The 13,878-nt window shown below is 65.8% G+C and carries 15 protein-coding genes; 10 read left to right on the top strand and 5 right to left on the bottom strand.

From position 1 onward, the window contains the following. Position 1: 1 nt before the first annotated feature. Genes CQ050_RS00075 through ppa form a run of 3 tightly spaced genes read left to right on the top strand, consistent with a single transcriptional unit; the run spans position 2 to position 3,383 of the window. On the top strand, positions 2-1,195 hold the full coding sequence (locus tag CQ050_RS00075; protein ID WP_105555533.1) for a uroporphyrinogen-III C-methyltransferase: 1,194 nt from the start codon (positions 2-4) through the stop codon (positions 1,193-1,195). Positions 1,196-1,200: 5 nt separating this feature from the next. Beyond that, positions 1,201-2,820 (top strand): heme biosynthesis HemY N-terminal domain-containing protein, encoded by a 1,620-nt coding sequence (locus tag CQ050_RS00070; protein ID WP_105554857.1) that lies wholly within the window; start codon positions 1,201-1,203, stop codon positions 2,818-2,820. A 32-nt stretch (positions 2,821-2,852) separates the two neighbouring features. Further along, positions 2,853-3,383: an inorganic diphosphatase gene (ppa, locus tag CQ050_RS00065; protein ID WP_006225005.1), complete on the top strand. Its 531-nt coding sequence runs from the start codon at positions 2,853-2,855 to the stop codon at positions 3,381-3,383. On the opposite strand, the gene CQ050_RS00060 is transcribed toward ppa, so the two are convergent. The 4 genes from CQ050_RS00060 to CQ050_RS00045 all read right to left on the bottom strand — a co-directional run bounded on the left by CQ050_RS00060 (position 3,384) and on the right by CQ050_RS00045 (position 6,688). Then, positions 3,384-4,220 (bottom strand): IclR family transcriptional regulator, encoded by an 837-nt coding sequence (locus CQ050_RS00060; protein ID WP_105554856.1) that lies wholly within the window; start codon positions 4,218-4,220, stop codon positions 3,384-3,386. It abuts the gene before it with no gap. A gap of 15 nt (positions 4,221-4,235) precedes the next feature. Beyond that, positions 4,236-4,997: an SDR family NAD(P)-dependent oxidoreductase gene (locus CQ050_RS00055; RefSeq protein ID WP_105554855.1), complete on the bottom strand. Its 762-nt coding sequence runs from the start codon at positions 4,995-4,997 to the stop codon at positions 4,236-4,238. Further along, entirely contained in the window at positions 4,997-6,208 is a 1,212-nt protein-coding gene (locus CQ050_RS00050) for an ABC transporter substrate-binding protein (RefSeq protein WP_105554854.1), read from the bottom strand. Before CQ050_RS00050 ends, CQ050_RS00055 begins: the two co-directional genes overlap by 1 nt. A gap of 81 nt (positions 6,209-6,289) precedes the next feature. Then, complete coding sequence (locus CQ050_RS00045) at positions 6,290-6,688, bottom strand: cupin domain-containing protein (protein ID WP_006225001.1); 399 nt, start codon at positions 6,686-6,688, stop codon at positions 6,290-6,292. Between the two features lie 174 nt (positions 6,689-6,862). Here CQ050_RS00045 and CQ050_RS00040 point away from each other — a divergent pair, with 174 nt between their 5' ends. The 7 genes from CQ050_RS00040 to CQ050_RS00010 all read left to right on the top strand — a co-directional run bounded on the left by CQ050_RS00040 (position 6,863) and on the right by CQ050_RS00010 (position 12,326). Continuing rightward, positions 6,863-7,642 carry an SDR family NAD(P)-dependent oxidoreductase gene (locus CQ050_RS00040; RefSeq protein ID WP_105554853.1) on the top strand — a complete coding sequence of 260 codons (780 nt, stop codon included), beginning with the start codon at positions 6,863-6,865 and terminating at the stop codon, positions 7,640-7,642. 9 nt (positions 7,643-7,651) lie between these two features. Continuing rightward, positions 7,652-8,413 carry an ABC transporter ATP-binding protein gene (locus CQ050_RS00035; RefSeq protein WP_105554852.1) on the top strand — a complete coding sequence of 254 codons (762 nt, stop codon included), beginning with the start codon at positions 7,652-7,654 and terminating at the stop codon, positions 8,411-8,413. A gap of 1 nt (position 8,414) precedes the next feature. Further along, positions 8,415-9,107: an ABC transporter ATP-binding protein gene (locus CQ050_RS00030; protein WP_105554851.1), complete on the top strand. Its 693-nt coding sequence runs from the start codon at positions 8,415-8,417 to the stop codon at positions 9,105-9,107. A gap of 13 nt (positions 9,108-9,120) precedes the next feature. Then, complete coding sequence (locus tag CQ050_RS00025; protein WP_105554850.1) at positions 9,121-10,998, top strand: ABC transporter permease; 1,878 nt, start codon at positions 9,121-9,123, stop codon at positions 10,996-10,998. Next, the gene (locus CQ050_RS00020; protein ID WP_105554849.1) at positions 10,998-11,300 is read left to right on the top strand and encodes a Dabb family protein; all 303 of its coding nucleotides are present in this window, start codon (positions 10,998-11,000) and stop codon (positions 11,298-11,300) included. The genes CQ050_RS00025 and CQ050_RS00020 overlap by 1 nt, the downstream gene beginning before the upstream one ends. A gap of 120 nt (positions 11,301-11,420) precedes the next feature. Continuing rightward, the gene (locus tag CQ050_RS00015) at positions 11,421-12,116 is read left to right on the top strand and encodes a fumarylacetoacetate hydrolase family protein (protein WP_105554848.1); all 696 of its coding nucleotides are present in this window, start codon (positions 11,421-11,423) and stop codon (positions 12,114-12,116) included. 78 nt (positions 12,117-12,194) lie between these two features. Beyond that, positions 12,195-12,326: an entericidin A/B family lipoprotein gene (locus CQ050_RS00010; RefSeq protein WP_008164311.1), complete on the top strand. Its 132-nt coding sequence runs from the start codon at positions 12,195-12,197 to the stop codon at positions 12,324-12,326. Positions 12,327-12,405: 79 nt separating this feature from the next. On the opposite strand, the gene CQ050_RS00005 is transcribed toward CQ050_RS00010, so the two are convergent. Next, positions 12,406-13,878, bottom strand: a 1,473-nt coding sequence (locus CQ050_RS00005; protein ID WP_233213766.1) for a PhoH family protein, incomplete at its 5' end; no start/stop codon positions are given.

The following is a 13,878-nucleotide window of genomic DNA, read 5'->3' as shown; positions in this document are numbered from 1 at the left end:
CATGACAGACAAGACTCCCGCTACCGATCCGGTCGTTCCCACGGCCGCCCCGGGCGCAAGTGCGCCCGCATCGGCCCCGGCCGATTCCGTCAAGGCCCGTCCGGCCAAGCGCGGCAGTGGCCCATTGGTCACCGCCCTGATAATCGTCATCCTGCTGGCCGTTGGCCTGGGGTATGCGCTGTGGAAGCAGCGCACGCAGTTCGTGTCCGCCGGGCGCGAGGTTGCGTCGCGCATCGACACGCTGACGGCCGACGTGGCGCAAGCCCGCAAGGACACGCGCGAGGCCTTGGCGCTGGCGCAGGCCCAAGCCGGCCGCGTGGGCGAACTCGAAGACACCGTGCGCGAAACGCAAAGCCAATACAACGCGTTGCAACTGGCCTGGCAGAACTTCAACGACGGCGCCAGCGATGAGCTGCTGGCCAATGACGTCGAACGCCTGTTGACCATCGCCAACCAGCAGTTGCGCCTGGCCGGCAACGTGTCCAACGCGATCGTGGCGCTGGAAACCGCGCAATCGCGCCTGGCCCGCGCCGACCGCCCCCGCTTCTCCAGCTTGCAACAGGCCATCAACGGCGACCTGGACCGCCTGCGCGCCGTCTCCACCGTGGATATCCCCGCCCAATCGGCTCGCATCGAGCGGCTGGTGTCGCTGGTTGGCAAGGCGCCGTTGCTGGTGCCGGACACCGTTGCCCCGGGCGTGGCTGCCGCCGGCGAAAGCCGCCCGGCCGTGGCGCCCGCGCCGGTGGTCGATCCGCAGGCAGGCCTGCCGGCCGATGCCCCGTGGTGGCAGCGCTGGCGCGCCGAAGTGGTCTCGTGGCCCGGCCGCGCGGGTTCCGCGCTGGCGCAAGAGCTGGGCGGACTGATCACCATCCAGCGCGTGGACGAACCCGCCGCCTTGCTGCTGTCGCCCGAACAGGCCGATCAGGTGCGCGGCACGCTGCGCCAGCGCCTGCTGACCGTGCAACTGGCCATGCTGATGCGCCAGCCCGCCGTCTGGAAGAGCGAACTCGACAATGTCGGTGTGACGCTGGCCAAGTACTTCGACAACCGTTCCCCCGACACCGTCGCCGCCCAGACGTTGGCGCGCGAACTGGCGCAGACCGACATCGCCGTGCGCATGCCGGACGTGGCCGACAGCCTGAACGCCGTGGCCGCGTTGCGCGCCGCGGGTTTCAAGACTAGCGGGCAGGACTGAGCCTTATGCGTACCTGGTTCTGGACTCTGCTGCTTGCCGTCATCGCCGTCGCTCTGGCGGTGGTGCTGCGATCCCATTCCGGCAACGTGCTGTTGCTGGTCTGGCCGTGGCGCATCGGGATGTCGCTGACGCTGGCCGTCCTGCTGATCGTCGCGGCCTTCATCGTGCTGTACATCGGTTTGCGCCTGCTGGCGTGGCTGCTGGCCATCCCCGACCGCGTTCGCGTATGGCGGGGCAAACGCGCCCAGGCCCGCGACCACGAGTTGCTGGAGCGCGGCTGGATCGGCTTGCTGGAAGGCCGCTACACCCATGCCGAAAAGGATCTGACCAAACTGCTTGAGCAGACCAAGGTCAAGACCCGCCGCGTGCTGGCGGCGCTGTCCGCCGCGCGGGCCGCGCATGGCCTGGGCGAATTCGACCGCCGTGACCGCCTGCTGGCGACCGCGCAGGAACACGCCGGCACCGAACCGGGCCTGGTGGAAGCCACGGCCACGGTTTCGGCCGACATGCTGCTGGATCAAGGCCGCGCCGAGCGCGCGTTGGCGGTGCTGGCGCCGCTGGCCGACGGCGGAGCCCGCCACCTGCACACCATGCGCCTGCTGTTGCGCGCACACACCGCGCTCCAGCATGACGAGCAGGTCTTTACGTTGGCCCGCGGCCTGGTGCGCCGCAACGCCCTGGCGCGCAGCGAAGCCGACCAGCTGATCGACGCTTCCGGCGCGGCGCGTTTGCGCGCGGCTGCCAATAGCGATGCCTGGCGCGCCATCTGGAAAGACCTGAAGGCCGAAGAGCGCCTGCTGCCTGATATCGCGCTGGCCGGCGCGGCCGCCTTCGACGCGGCGGGTGAAGCCAACGAAGCGGCCCGCGTGCTGGAAGCCGCCGTGGCCGTGAAGTTCAATCCGACGCTGGTGGCGGCCTATGCCCGCTGCGAAGCCGAGCAGGTATCGCGCCGCCTGGCCCGCGCTGAAACGTGGCTGCAACAGCGCCCCACGGATCCCGACCTCCTGACCGCGTTGGGCATGCTCTGCCTGAACGGCCAATTGTGGGGGCAGGCCGAACGCTATCTGTTGCGTAGTCTCAGCCGCCGCAGCGATGCGCAGACCCATGCATTGCTGGGCAGCCTGTACGATCGCCTGGAACGTCCCGCGGATGCGGTGCGCCACTGGCGCCTGGCCACGGCGGCCAGCATGGCGCTGCCGGTGCTGGCGGCGGATGCCGCGCTTCCTGCCGCGGATACGGGATCCGACCCATACCGGGTAGACGCCGAAGGCGGCTACGCGGTGGGCTTGTCGGACAACGACGGCGATGCCGACATCGGTGGCGACTACCCGGCGTTGCCGCCTTCGGTGGCCGCATCGGCCTCCGACTACGTGCTGGATCCCGATGCGCGCGTCAACAAGGACCAGCGCGACCGCGCCTTGGCGCCGGAAGACGCGCCGCTTGCGGGCGGCACGTCCGACATCGACGAGTACTTCGACAGCGCCCCGATCCCGGCGGCGGCTTTCGACGAGCCCGTGCCGACGTACTCGCCGGCCCCTCCCGCCAGCCCGAAGCCTGCGCCCGCCACCGCGCCGGCGCCGGTGCCGGCCACCAAGCCGCCGTTCAAGGACGACGGCTCGCTTTGAACATTTCTTCAGACACTCAACAAGGTTGAATCATGAGTCTTGATCGCGTCTCCCCTGGCAAGAAGCTGCCGGAAGACTTCAACGTCATCATCGAAATCCCCATGAACGCCGACCCGGTCAAGTACGAGGTCGACAAAGAGACGGGGGCGATTTTCGTTGACCGCTTCATGCTGACGGCCATGCACTATCCGTGCAATTACGGCTACATCCCCCAGACCTTGTCCGACGACGGCGACCCCGCCGACGTGCTGGTGCTGACCCCGTTCCCGATCCAGATCGGCGCCGTCGTGCGCTGCCGCGCCATCGGCGTGCTGGAAATGGACGACGAATCGGGCGGCGATGCCAAGCTGCTGGCCGTGCCGATCGAAAAGCTGTACCCCCCGTACCGCAACATCAAGTCCTACGAAGATCTGCCGACCGAAGACGTCGCGCGTATCCAGCACTTCTTCGAGCACTACAAAGATCTCGAGAAGGGCAAGTGGGTCAAGGTCAAAGGCTGGAAGGGCGTCGACGCCGCCCACGAGGAAATCGTGAACAGCGTGGAACGCTACAACAAGGCCTGATCAGGCTTTGGGCCGTGCCGGCGCTGAGCCGGCCGGCGCTCTGATGCGGCGCGGCCGCGACGGCATGATGCCGATCGCCGCCGCGCCGTTGCTTTGTGGCGCCTGCAGATTGCGGGATACCTCGGCCGCGGCGACCTGGATGCGCGCCTGCAGCAGATCCAGGCGCTCGGGCGGGGTGTGTGCTTGCGATGCGATGAACACCAGGCTGCCCACGACCTTCTGTTCAGCGCTGAATATCGCCGCGCCGATACCCATCAGGCCACGGTCGACCTCGCCGTGCGAGACACACACGCCAGCCGTGCGCAACCGCTTCAGGTTCGCCCTGAACGCGTCCCAGTCGTCCCCAAGCCCCGCCTCGCGGATTTCGGCCGCATGCCAGAGCATCAGGTTGCGCAGCTGATAGGGCGGCAGGTTGGCCAGGATGGGTTTGGCGGTGGCGCCGCGGAACATCGGAAAAGGGCGGCCGCGCGCATAGCTGGATTCGATGGAGTTGTCGGTCCAATAGCGGTCCACGCACAGGACCTTGTCGCCGTAATAGCTGCACAGCATCAAGTTGGCGTGAAGTTCGTCGCCCGTGGCGCGCATGACGTCGCGCGCGGCGCGCATCAACGGATCATGCTGGCGCAGGTGTCGGTCCAGTTCGATGATGCGCGATCCCAGCACATACGCGCCGCCCGCGGTGGGCGCGAGCAGACCGCTTTCGGTCAGCGATTTCAGGTACCGGTAGGCGGTTGCGCGCGAGCACTCCAGATGTGCCATGACGTCTTCCTGGAACGCGGCGGTGGTGCCGTCGCGAAAGAGGTCGAGGATGGACAGCATGCGGTCGGGAGTGCTCATTGCTTCTGGGAATGCCTAGTGAATGTGGAAGCCGCCGTTGACGTCGACCACGATGCCGGTTGAGTAGGAGGACAGGTCCGAAGCCAGGAAGAGAATGGCCTGCGCGACGTCGGCGGGTAGGCCGAAGCGTTGCAGCGGAATGCCCTGTTTGAGTTCTTGTTCCCAATTTTCGCCGAATTTTCCCAGCGTCATGTCGGTTTCGATAATGCCCGGGGCCACGCAATTGGCGCGCACGCCGCGCGGGCCGAGTTCGCGTGCCAGCGCTTTGGTGAAACTGATGACCCCGCCCTTGGAGGCCGCGTAGTGCGAACCGCCCAGCAGGCCGCCGCCGCGCAGCGCGGCCGTGGAGCCCAGGTTCACGATGGCTGGCCGCCGGGTGCTTTCCAGCAGGGCCGGCAAGGCTGCGTGCGTGACGTTGTACGTGCCGGTCAGGTTCACGTCAATCATGCGGCGGAATTCGTCCTCGGCCAGGTCCCAGATGCGGGTCGCGGCGACGATGCCCGCGTTGTTGACCAGCACGTCGACGCCGCCGAGCGCTTGCGTGGCTTGCGCCAGGGCCGCTTCGCACGATTCGCCCCGCGACACGTCGCAATGCACGTCCACGCGGCCATCCGCCAGCCCGGCGCCTGCGCGTTCGGGATAGGCCTGGTCCAGCACCGCCACGGTCGCGCCCTGCGCCAGGAACAGGTCGACGACGGCCGCGCCGATGCCACGGGGGTTGGCGCCCCCCGTGACCACGGCGCGCTTGCCGGCCAAGAGGCCAAGCGCGCCGTCCATCACGACTTCACCAGCGAGCAGCCGCCGTCCTTCAGCGGTCGGAACGCCTGCTCGGCCGGGATCTTGCGCACCAGGTTGTAGTAGTCCCAGTCGCGCTTGGACTCCGACGGCTTCTTCACCTGGAACAGGTACAGGTCGCGCATCACCCGACCGTCTTCGCGGATGCGGCCGTTTTCGGTCATGAAGTCATTGATGGGCGTGTCGTGCATTTTCTTCAGCACCGCTTCGGACCCGTCGGTGCCCGCGGCTTTGACGGCGTTCAGGTAATGCATGGTGGCGCTGTAGTTGCTGGCCTGCACCATCGAGGGCATGCGGCCGGTGCGCTTGAAGTAGCGCTCGGACCATTGCCGCGCCTTGTCGTCCTGATCCCAGTAGAAGGGTTCAACCAGATTCAGGCCCTGGGCGTATTCCAGCCCCACGCTGCGCACGTCCACGATACTCATGAAGAGCGCGGCCACGCGTTGCTTGCTGCCCATGATGCCGAATTCGAACGCCTGCTTGATGCTGTTGATGGTGTCGCCGCTGCCATTGGCCAGGCCGATCACCTGCGCCTTGGACGCCTGTGCTTGCAGCAGGAACGACGAGAAGTCCGAACTGGCGATGGGGTGGCGCACGCTGCCGATTACCTGGCCGCCGTTGGCCTTCACCACCGCCATTGCGTCGCGTTCCAGCGAATGGCCGAAGGCGTAGTCGGACGTGATGAAGTACCAGCTCTTGCCGCCGTCCTGCATCACCCCGTTGGCCACGCCCGTGGCATAGGCGTAGGTGTCGTACGTCCAGTGCATGCCGTTGGGCGAGCAGGCCTTGCCCGTCAGGTCCGCCGACCCCGCGCTGGTGAAGATCACGACGCGCTTCTTCTGCCGGGTCAGGTCTTGCACCGCCAGCGCGATGGCCGAGTTCGGCACGTCCAGGATCAAGTCCACTTTGTCGTTCTCGTACCAGCGCCGGGCGACCGATACGCCGATATCCACCTTGTTCTGGTGGTCGGCCGAAATCACTTCGATGGGCTTGCCCAGCACGTTGCCGCCGAAATCCTCGACGGCCATCTTCACGGCTTCCACGCCGAACTTGCCGGACAGGTCGGCCATCATGCCGGACTGGTCGCCCAGCACGCCGATTTTCACGACATCGTCGGACACCTGCGCCTGAGCGGACAGGGACAGGGTGCCCAGCACGCAGGCGGCAAGGCTGTTCTTGATTCGGGTCTTCATGGGGTGTCTCCTCGGGGGCTTGGTTCTTTGCGCGCCGCCCTGTGCCGGGCGGTCGCGCGGGGTCATGCGGAACGGTCAGGCCTATTCCAGCGTCTGGCCGGCGTAGGCGTCGATAAACAGGTTGGGTTTCAGGAAAAAGCTCAGCACCAGCGCGCCGTTGGGTGCGCGCGCCACGTGCTGGTTACCGCGCGGACGCCAGACGTAGTCGCCCGCGCACACTTCGCCTTCGGCATCCACGATGGACCCCTCCAGCACGTAGGTCTGCTCGACCTCCACATGTTCATGCAGCGGCAGTTCGGTGCCGGGCTGCCAGCGGAACAGGGCAGTGAGCAGGCCGGACTCCTTGTCCTGCATCAGCACCTTCATCTCGATGCCTTCCACCTGGGTGGGTTTCCAAGGCAGGTCGGCGACTTTCAGGAAGCGCGAGGCCAGCGGCGGCAGCGCATTGGCCGCAGGGCAGCCGGGGGTTTCGAGGGCCATGGTTTGTCTCCTAGCCGTAACTCGTTATTGAAGATAAAGCAAAAATCTTGTTATTGAGTGTTTAAAAATAGTCGCGTATATTGAGATTGATGTCAACTTTGTTTTTGCATCCAGAAAGCAAGGCGACACAGGCCGGACCCAGAGATCCGGTGCATATAAGACAAGGAGACAAGCTTGAAACACGACTATCTGAACCAGACGTTCGGTCTGGCAGGGCGCGTCGCGCTGGTGACGGGGGCCGCCAGGGGATTGGGCTTCGCCATCGCGCGGGGCCTGGGAATGGCTGGCGCGGAGGTCGTGGTCAACGACCTGTCGACCGAGGCCTGCGATGCCGCCTGCGCCCAGCTGGCGAATGATGGCATCAAGGCCCGCGGCGCCGCCTTCGACGTGGCCGACGGGGCGGCGGTGGCCGCCGCCGTCGCGCAATTGGAGGCCGCTGGAATCGCCATCGATGTGCTGGTCAGCAACGCCGGCAACCAGAATCGCAAACCGGTGGTCGAGATGAGCCCCGCCGAATGGCAGGCGCTACAGAACGTGCATGTCAACGGCGCCTTCCATTGCGCCCGCGCCGTCCTGCCTGGGATGGGCCGGCGCGGCTTTGGCCGCATCATCCTGATGTCGTCCGTGGCGGGGCAGGCGACCATGCCGAACATCGCCGCCTATGCGACCGCCAAGGGCGCCATCGCGGCGTTCGCGCGGGCGCTGGCCGTGGAATACGGCGCCAGCGGCGTGACGTGCAACGCGCTCGCGCCGGGTTTCGTCCGCACGGATTTCACGCAAGGGCTGCAGGACAATCCGCAGTTCCAGTCGTTCCTGTCCACCGCCGTGCCGACCGGGCGCTGGGCCGCGCCCGAAGACATTGCTCCCGCGGTCGTGTATCTGGCGTCGCCGGGCGCGTCGTTCGTCAACGGGCATGTCCTGGCGATCGACGGCGGCCTGTTGGCCCGCATGTAGGAGCGACCCATGAGCACCCAAGCGGTTCTGTCCGCGCAGGGGCTGGTCAAGCGGTTCGGCGGCTTCAATGCCGTGGACGGCGTGACCCTCGCCCTGCAAGAAGGCTCCATCCACGCGCTGATTGGCCCCAACGGCGCCGGCAAGACCACCTGCTTCAACCTGCTGACCAAATTCCTGGCGCCGGACGCCGGCGTCATCCACTACCGCGGGCGCGACATCACCTCGCTGGCCCCGGAGCAGATCGCGCGGCTGGGTATCGTCCGTTCATTCCAGATTTCCGCCGTCTTCCTGGGGTTGACCGTATTGCAGAACATGCGCGTGGCCCTGATGCGCCAGCACGGCGACGGGCTGCGCTTCTGGCGCAGCCGCCGAAGCGTCGATCGCCTGAACGGCCGCGCCATGGAGTTGCTGGACGCGGTTGGTCTGGCGCCGCTGGCGGATACCACCGCCGCGTTGCTGCCCTATGGCCGCAAGCGCGCGCTGGAAATCGCCATGACGCTGGCGCTGGAGCCCGAGGTCATGCTGCTGGACGAACCCATGGCGGGGCTGGGCCAGGAAGACGTCGCACGCATCGCGGCCCTGATCCGGCGCGTGTCGGTGAACCGGAGCATCCTCATGGTCGAGCACAACCTGTCGGTGGTGGCCGACCTGTCCGACACCATCACCGTCCTGGCGCGCGGCGCGGTGCTGGCGCAGGGCGACTACGCCGCTGTCTCGCAAGACGAAAGGGTCATCACCGCCTATATGGGCTCCGACGAGGAGGTGCACTGAGATGCTGGCGATCAAAGACCTCAACGCCTGGTATGGCGAATCCCATGTGCTGCACGGCGTGGACATCGATGTGAATCGGGGCGAACTCGTTACCATCCTGGGCCGCAACGGGGCAGGCAAGACGACCACGTTGCGCGCCATCATGGGCATCCTGGACAAGCGGCGCGGATCCATCCGGCTGAACGGGCAAGAAACGGTAGGCATGGCGCCGCACCGCATTCCGCGGCTGGGCGTGGTGTATTGCCCCGAGGAACGCGCGGTATTCCGCAGCCTGAGCGTCACCGAAAACCTGATGCTGCCGCCGCGGCTGGCCGCCGGCGGCATGTCGCTGGACGAGATCTACACACTGTTTCCGAACCTGCGCGAACGCAGCGCCAGTTCGGGCGGCAACCTGTCCGGCGGCGAACAGCAGATGCTGGCGATTGCGCGCATTCTGCGCACGGGCGCCCAACTGATCCTGCTGGATGAACCCACCGAAGGGCTGGCACCCGTCATCGTCCAACAGATCGGGCAGGCCATCCGCACCTTGAAGGAGCGGGGCTTCACCATCGTGCTGGTCGAGCAGAACTTCCGCTTCGCCACCAAGGTGGCGGACCGCCACTACGTCATGGAGCACGGCTGCGTGGTTGACCAGCTGTCGGCGGATGAGGCGCGCCGCGATCCCGCCCGGATCGCGCGCCGCCTGGGCGTCTGAAAGGAGAATGCCTGTGTTCGAAATTTTCGGTGTGCCGTCCACGGCGCTGTTCGGCCAGCTATTGCTCGGCCTGATCAACGGGTCCTTCTACGCCTTGCTGTCGATCGGCCTGGCGGTCATTTTCGGCCTCTTGAACATCATCAATTTTGCCCATGGCGCGCAGTACACGGCGGGCGCGTTCCTGGCCTGGATGCTGCTGAATTATCTGGGCGTGAACTACTGGGCAGCGCTGGTGCTGGTGCCCCTCATCATGGCGGTGTTCGCCATCGTGACGGAGCGCTTGCTGATTTCTCGCACCTACCGCATGGACCATCTGTACGGGTTGCTGCTGACCTTCGGCATCGCGCTGCTGATCGAAGGCGGCCTGCGGCAGGCCTACGGCGTGTCGGGCCTGCCCTACACCATCCCCAAGGCGCTGACCGGCGGCGTCAATCTGGGTTTCATGTTCTTGCCCTGGTATCGCGGCTGGGCCGTGGCGGTGTCGCTGGTGTTGTGCCTGGCCGTCTGGGTGCTGATTGAAAAGACACGCGTGGGGGCGATGCTGCGCGCTGCCACCGAGAACCCCACGATCGTCCGCTCCTTCGGCATCAACGTGCCGCTGCTGATCACGCTGACCTATGCGTTGGGAGTGGCCCTGGCGTCGGTCGCGGGCGTGATCGCGGCGCCCATCTACCAGGTCAGCCCGATGATGGGATCGAACCTGGTCGTGGTCGTGTTCGCGGTGGTGGTCATTGGCGGCATGGGCTCCATCATGGGCGCCATCGTCAGCGGCTTCGGGCTGGGCATCATCGAAGGCCTGACCAAGGTGTTCTACCCCGAGGCCGCCAACCTGGCGATCTTCATCATCATGGTGCTGGTGCTGTTGTGCAAGCCGGCGGGGCTGTTCGGCAAGCCCTTGCAAGTGCAGAACGTGCTGGCCGCGGAAGCGACGCGTCAGCCCGTGCAGTTGAGCCGGCGCGCGATGCGGGTGTCGATGGCGGCACTGGCGGTGGTGGCGCTGATCGCGCCCTGGTTCGTCTATCCCACGTTCCTCATGAAGGTGCTGTGCTTCGCCTTGTTCGCGGCGGCTTTCAACCTGCTGGTGGGCTATGTGGGCCTGCTGTCGTTCGGCCATGCGGCGTTCTTCGGCGCGGCGGCCTACGCGACCGGCATCGTCATGAAGCTGTTCGGCGCCACGCCGGAACTCGGCTTGCTGGCCGGCGTGGTAACGGGCGGGCTGCTGGGCCTGCTGTTCGGAGCCATCGCCATCCGCCGCCAGGGCATCTATTTCGCGATGATCACCTTGGCGCTGTCGCAACTGGTTTATTTCATTGCGGTGCAGGCCGGGTTCACGGGGGGCGAGGACGGCCTGCAAAGCGTGCCGCGCGGCAAGCTGTTCGGCGTGTTCGACCTGGAAAACGTGATGCCGATGTACTACTTCACGCTGGCGGTGTTCGCGCTGGGCTACGCGTTTGTCCTGCGCGTGCTGAATTCGCCCTTCGGCGAAGTGATCCGATCGGTTCGCGACAACGAGCAGCGCGCGCGGTCTCTGGGCTACTCCACGTCGCACTACAAGCTGATCGCGTTCACGCTGTCGGCGTCCGTGGCCGGGCTGGCGGGCGGGCTGAAAGTGCTGGTGTTCGGCGTGGCCTCGCTGACCGACGTGCACTGGCATGCGAACGGCGAGGTCGTGCTGATGGCGCTGCTGGGCGGCATCGGCACGGTGTTCGGGCCGCTCGCCGGCGCGCTGACTTTCGTGTCGCTGCAGAACTACCTGGCGCCGCTGGGGTCCTGGGTGCTGATCGTCCAGGGCGCGATTTTTGTCTTGTGCGTGCTCCTGTTGCGAGACGGCATCATGGGATTGGTGTCGCGCGCCTGGCGGGCCGCGACCCGCGTGAAAAAGGAGTCCTGATGTTCCTGCATGTCGTGATGTTGCAACTGTCGGCCGCGGCCGACGCCGATTTCCATGGGCGGGTCCAGGGGTATTGCGACCGGATACTGGCGGAATGCGACGGGGTGGCGGGGTATGCGTTCCGGCCCAACCGGGCGGGGCGCGCAGACGGGTTGACCCATGCGGTTGTGGCCGCTTTCGCGGACGGCGCGGCGCATGACCGCTACCAGGTGTCCGCCGCCCACCAGGAGATGAAGGCGTACATGGCGGCTTTCATCGAACGCCTGGTGGTGTTCGATGGGGATATCCCTACGTTTTCCTGAACGCGCAAGGGGCGCGCCTTGCGCCCGGGAAAGCGATAAACTCGCGGATGATTTTTTGATATCCGGGCCGCCCCAGGATAAGCCCGCCCGCCTCACGTATTTGTCATAGGTTGATCGCTCATGGACTACGTACTACCTCCCCAGCCGCCCGTGGCGGTCCCCGTCGCCGGCAGCGCCGCGCTGTTCCCGGTCCGTCGCGTGTATTGCGTTGGCCGCAATTACGCCGAACACGCCAAGGAAATGGGTTTCACCGGCCGTGAAGACCCGTTCTTCTTCTGCAAGCCGGCCGATGCCGTGCTGAGCGTGGCCGACGGAGAAACCGGCAAGATGGCCTATCCGCCCAAGACCTCCAACCTGCACTACGAAATGGAGCTGGTGGTGGTGCTGGGCAAGGGCGGCCGCGACATTCCGGTCGAAGAAGCCAACGAATGCGTGTGGGGCTACGCATTGGGCCTGGACATGACCCGCCGCGACCTGCAAGGCGAAATGAAGAAGCAGGGCCGCCCCTGGGAAATCGGCAAGGCGTTCGACGAATCCGCCCCGATGGGCCCGATCCACCCGCGCAGCGTCGTGGGCACGCTGGACAAGGGCGCGATCTGGCTGGACGTGAACGGCCAGCGCAAGCAATCCAGCGACATTTCGCAGATGCTGTGGAACATTCCCGAAAGCATCTCGTACCTGTCGGGCCTGTTCGAATTGCAGCCGGGCGACATCATCTTCACCGGCACCCCCGAAGGCGTGGGCGCAGTCGTGCAGGGCGATGTGATCACCGGCGGCGTGGAAGGCCTGGGCGAACTGCGCGTCCAAATCGCCTGATCCCGGCCCCGGGCGGACTGCACGTGCAGTCCGCCTGACCTGGCACCTTTTTCTTTCTTTTTGTTCAGGAGTTCCAGCATGCGCGGCAAGATCGTGCTGACCGCCTTTGTCGTGTTCGGGTTCGTGCTCGCCGGTTGCAATACCGTCGCGGGCATGGGCAAGGATATGTCTCGGGCCGGCAATGCCATCACCAACGCGGCCGACAAGTAACCGTCGGCCCGTTGCCCAGGCAAGAAAAAAAGCCCCTTGATCGCTCAAGGGGCTTTTTTCATGCTTGACCGCGGATGCCCTACAGCACATCCCCGGCGTAGTCGGCCAGACGGGAACGCTCGCCGCGCTGCAGCGTGACGTGCCCCGAATGCGGCCAGCCCTTGAAGCGGTCGACGACGAACGTCAGGCCCGAACTGCCTTCGGTCAGATACGGCGTATCGATCTGGGCGACGTTGCCCAGGCAGATCACCTTGGTGCCAGGGCCCGCGCGGGTCACCAGCGTCTTCATCTGCTTGGGCGTCAGGTTCTGCGCTTCGTCGATGATCAGATACTTGTTCAAGAACGTGCGGCCGCGCATGAAGTTCAGCGACTTCACCTTGATGCGCGAACGGATCAGGTCCATGGTGGCGGCGCGCCCCCAGTCCCCGTTGCCTTCGCCGTCGCCCATGTTGAGCACGTCCAGGTTGTCTTCCAGCGCGCCCATCCACGGCAGCATCTTCTCTTCTTCCGTGCCGGGCAGGAAACCGATGTCTTCACCAACGGGCACCGTGACGCGCGTCATGATGATCTCGGTGTAGCGCTTGGTCTCCAGCACTTGTGTGATGCCCGCGGCCAGCGCCAGCAGCGTCTTGCCCGTGCCTGCCTGGCCCAGCAGCGACACGAAGTCGCATTCGGGGTTCATCAGCAGGTTCATGGCGAAATTCTGCTCGCGGTTGCGCGCGGTGATGCCCCAGACGTTGTTCTTGCCGTGGGTGTAATCGCGCAAGGTCGCCAGCACCGCCATCTTGCCGCTGACTTCGCGCACCTGCGCGTACAGCGGCATCTGGCCTTCAAAGTAGACGAACTGGTTAACGACGAACTGCGAGCACAGCGGGCCGTGGATGCGGTAGAAGGTGGTGCCGCCTTGCTGCCAGGACTCCACGTCCTTGCCGTGCTTGTTCCAGAAGTCTTCGGGCAGCTGCATCACGCCCGAATACATCAGGTCCGAGTCTTCCAGGACGTGGTCGTTGAAGTAGTCTTCGGCGGCCATGCCCAGCGCGCGCGCCTTCAGGCGCATGTTGATGTCTTTCGACACCAGCACGACCTCGCGCTGCGGGTACTTTTCCTGCAAGGCCCGGACGACGCCCAGGATCTGGTTATCGGCCTTGCCCATCGGCAGGTCGGAGGGCAGGGTGCTATGGATGGCCGTCGTCTGGAACATCAGGCGCCCGGTGGCGTCCTTGTTGCCCAGCTTGGCCAATTCCAGCCCTTCGTCCAGCTGCGTGGCGTCCTGCACCAGCGCATCCAGCGAACGGCTGACCTGGCGCGCGTTGCGCGCCACTTCCGACATGCCCTTCTTCTGGTGGTCCAGTTCTTCCAGCGTCATCATCGGCAGGAAGATGTCGTGCTCTTCGAAGCGGAACAGCGAACTGGGATCGTGCAGCAGCACGTTGGTGTCCAGCACGAACAGCTTGCGCGGCGCGTTCTGGGCGCGGGCCTTGCCGCGCTTGGAAGAAGCGGTCTTGGCCACAGCCGCTCGCGCTGGCGTGGGGGCGGGGACGGCGGCAGGAGC

It is taken from the genome of Achromobacter sp. MYb9 (genome assembly GCF_002975275.1).
Taxonomy (GTDB): domain Bacteria; phylum Pseudomonadota; class Gammaproteobacteria; order Burkholderiales; family Burkholderiaceae_B; genus Achromobacter.
The sequence above is the reverse complement of the archived record's forward strand: the minus strand, read 5'-3'. Positions and strand labels throughout refer to the sequence as shown.

Coding starts and splice junctions, on each gene's coding strand:
- CQ050_RS00050 (WP_105554854.1), bottom strand. CDS start 6,208: ATGAAGACCCGAATCAAGAACAGCCTTGCCGCCTGCGTGCTGGGCACC.
- CQ050_RS00020 (WP_105554849.1), top strand. CDS start 10,998: ATGTTCCTGCATGTCGTGATGTTGCAACTGTCGGCCGCGGCCGACGCC.
- CQ050_RS00010 (WP_008164311.1), top strand. CDS start 12,195: ATGCGCGGCAAGATCGTGCTGACCGCCTTTGTCGTGTTCGGGTTCGTG.
- ppa (WP_006225005.1), top strand. CDS start 2,853: ATGAGTCTTGATCGCGTCTCCCCTGGCAAGAAGCTGCCGGAAGACTTC.
- CQ050_RS00075 (WP_105555533.1), top strand. CDS start 2: ATGACAGACAAGACTCCCGCTACCGATCCGGTCGTTCCCACGGCCGCC.
- CQ050_RS00045 (WP_006225001.1), bottom strand. CDS start 6,688: ATGGCCCTCGAAACCCCCGGCTGCCCTGCGGCCAATGCGCTGCCGCCG.
- CQ050_RS00015 (WP_105554848.1), top strand. CDS start 11,421: ATGGACTACGTACTACCTCCCCAGCCGCCCGTGGCGGTCCCCGTCGCC.
- CQ050_RS00060 (WP_105554856.1), bottom strand. CDS start 4,220: ATGAGCACTCCCGACCGCATGCTGTCCATCCTCGACCTCTTTCGCGAC.
- CQ050_RS00030 (WP_105554851.1), top strand. CDS start 8,415: ATGCTGGCGATCAAAGACCTCAACGCCTGGTATGGCGAATCCCATGTG.
- CQ050_RS00035 (WP_105554852.1), top strand. CDS start 7,652: ATGAGCACCCAAGCGGTTCTGTCCGCGCAGGGGCTGGTCAAGCGGTTC.
- CQ050_RS00070 (WP_105554857.1), top strand. CDS start 1,201: ATGCGTACCTGGTTCTGGACTCTGCTGCTTGCCGTCATCGCCGTCGCT.
- CQ050_RS00055 (WP_105554855.1), bottom strand. CDS start 4,997: ATGGACGGCGCGCTTGGCCTCTTGGCCGGCAAGCGCGCCGTGGTCACG.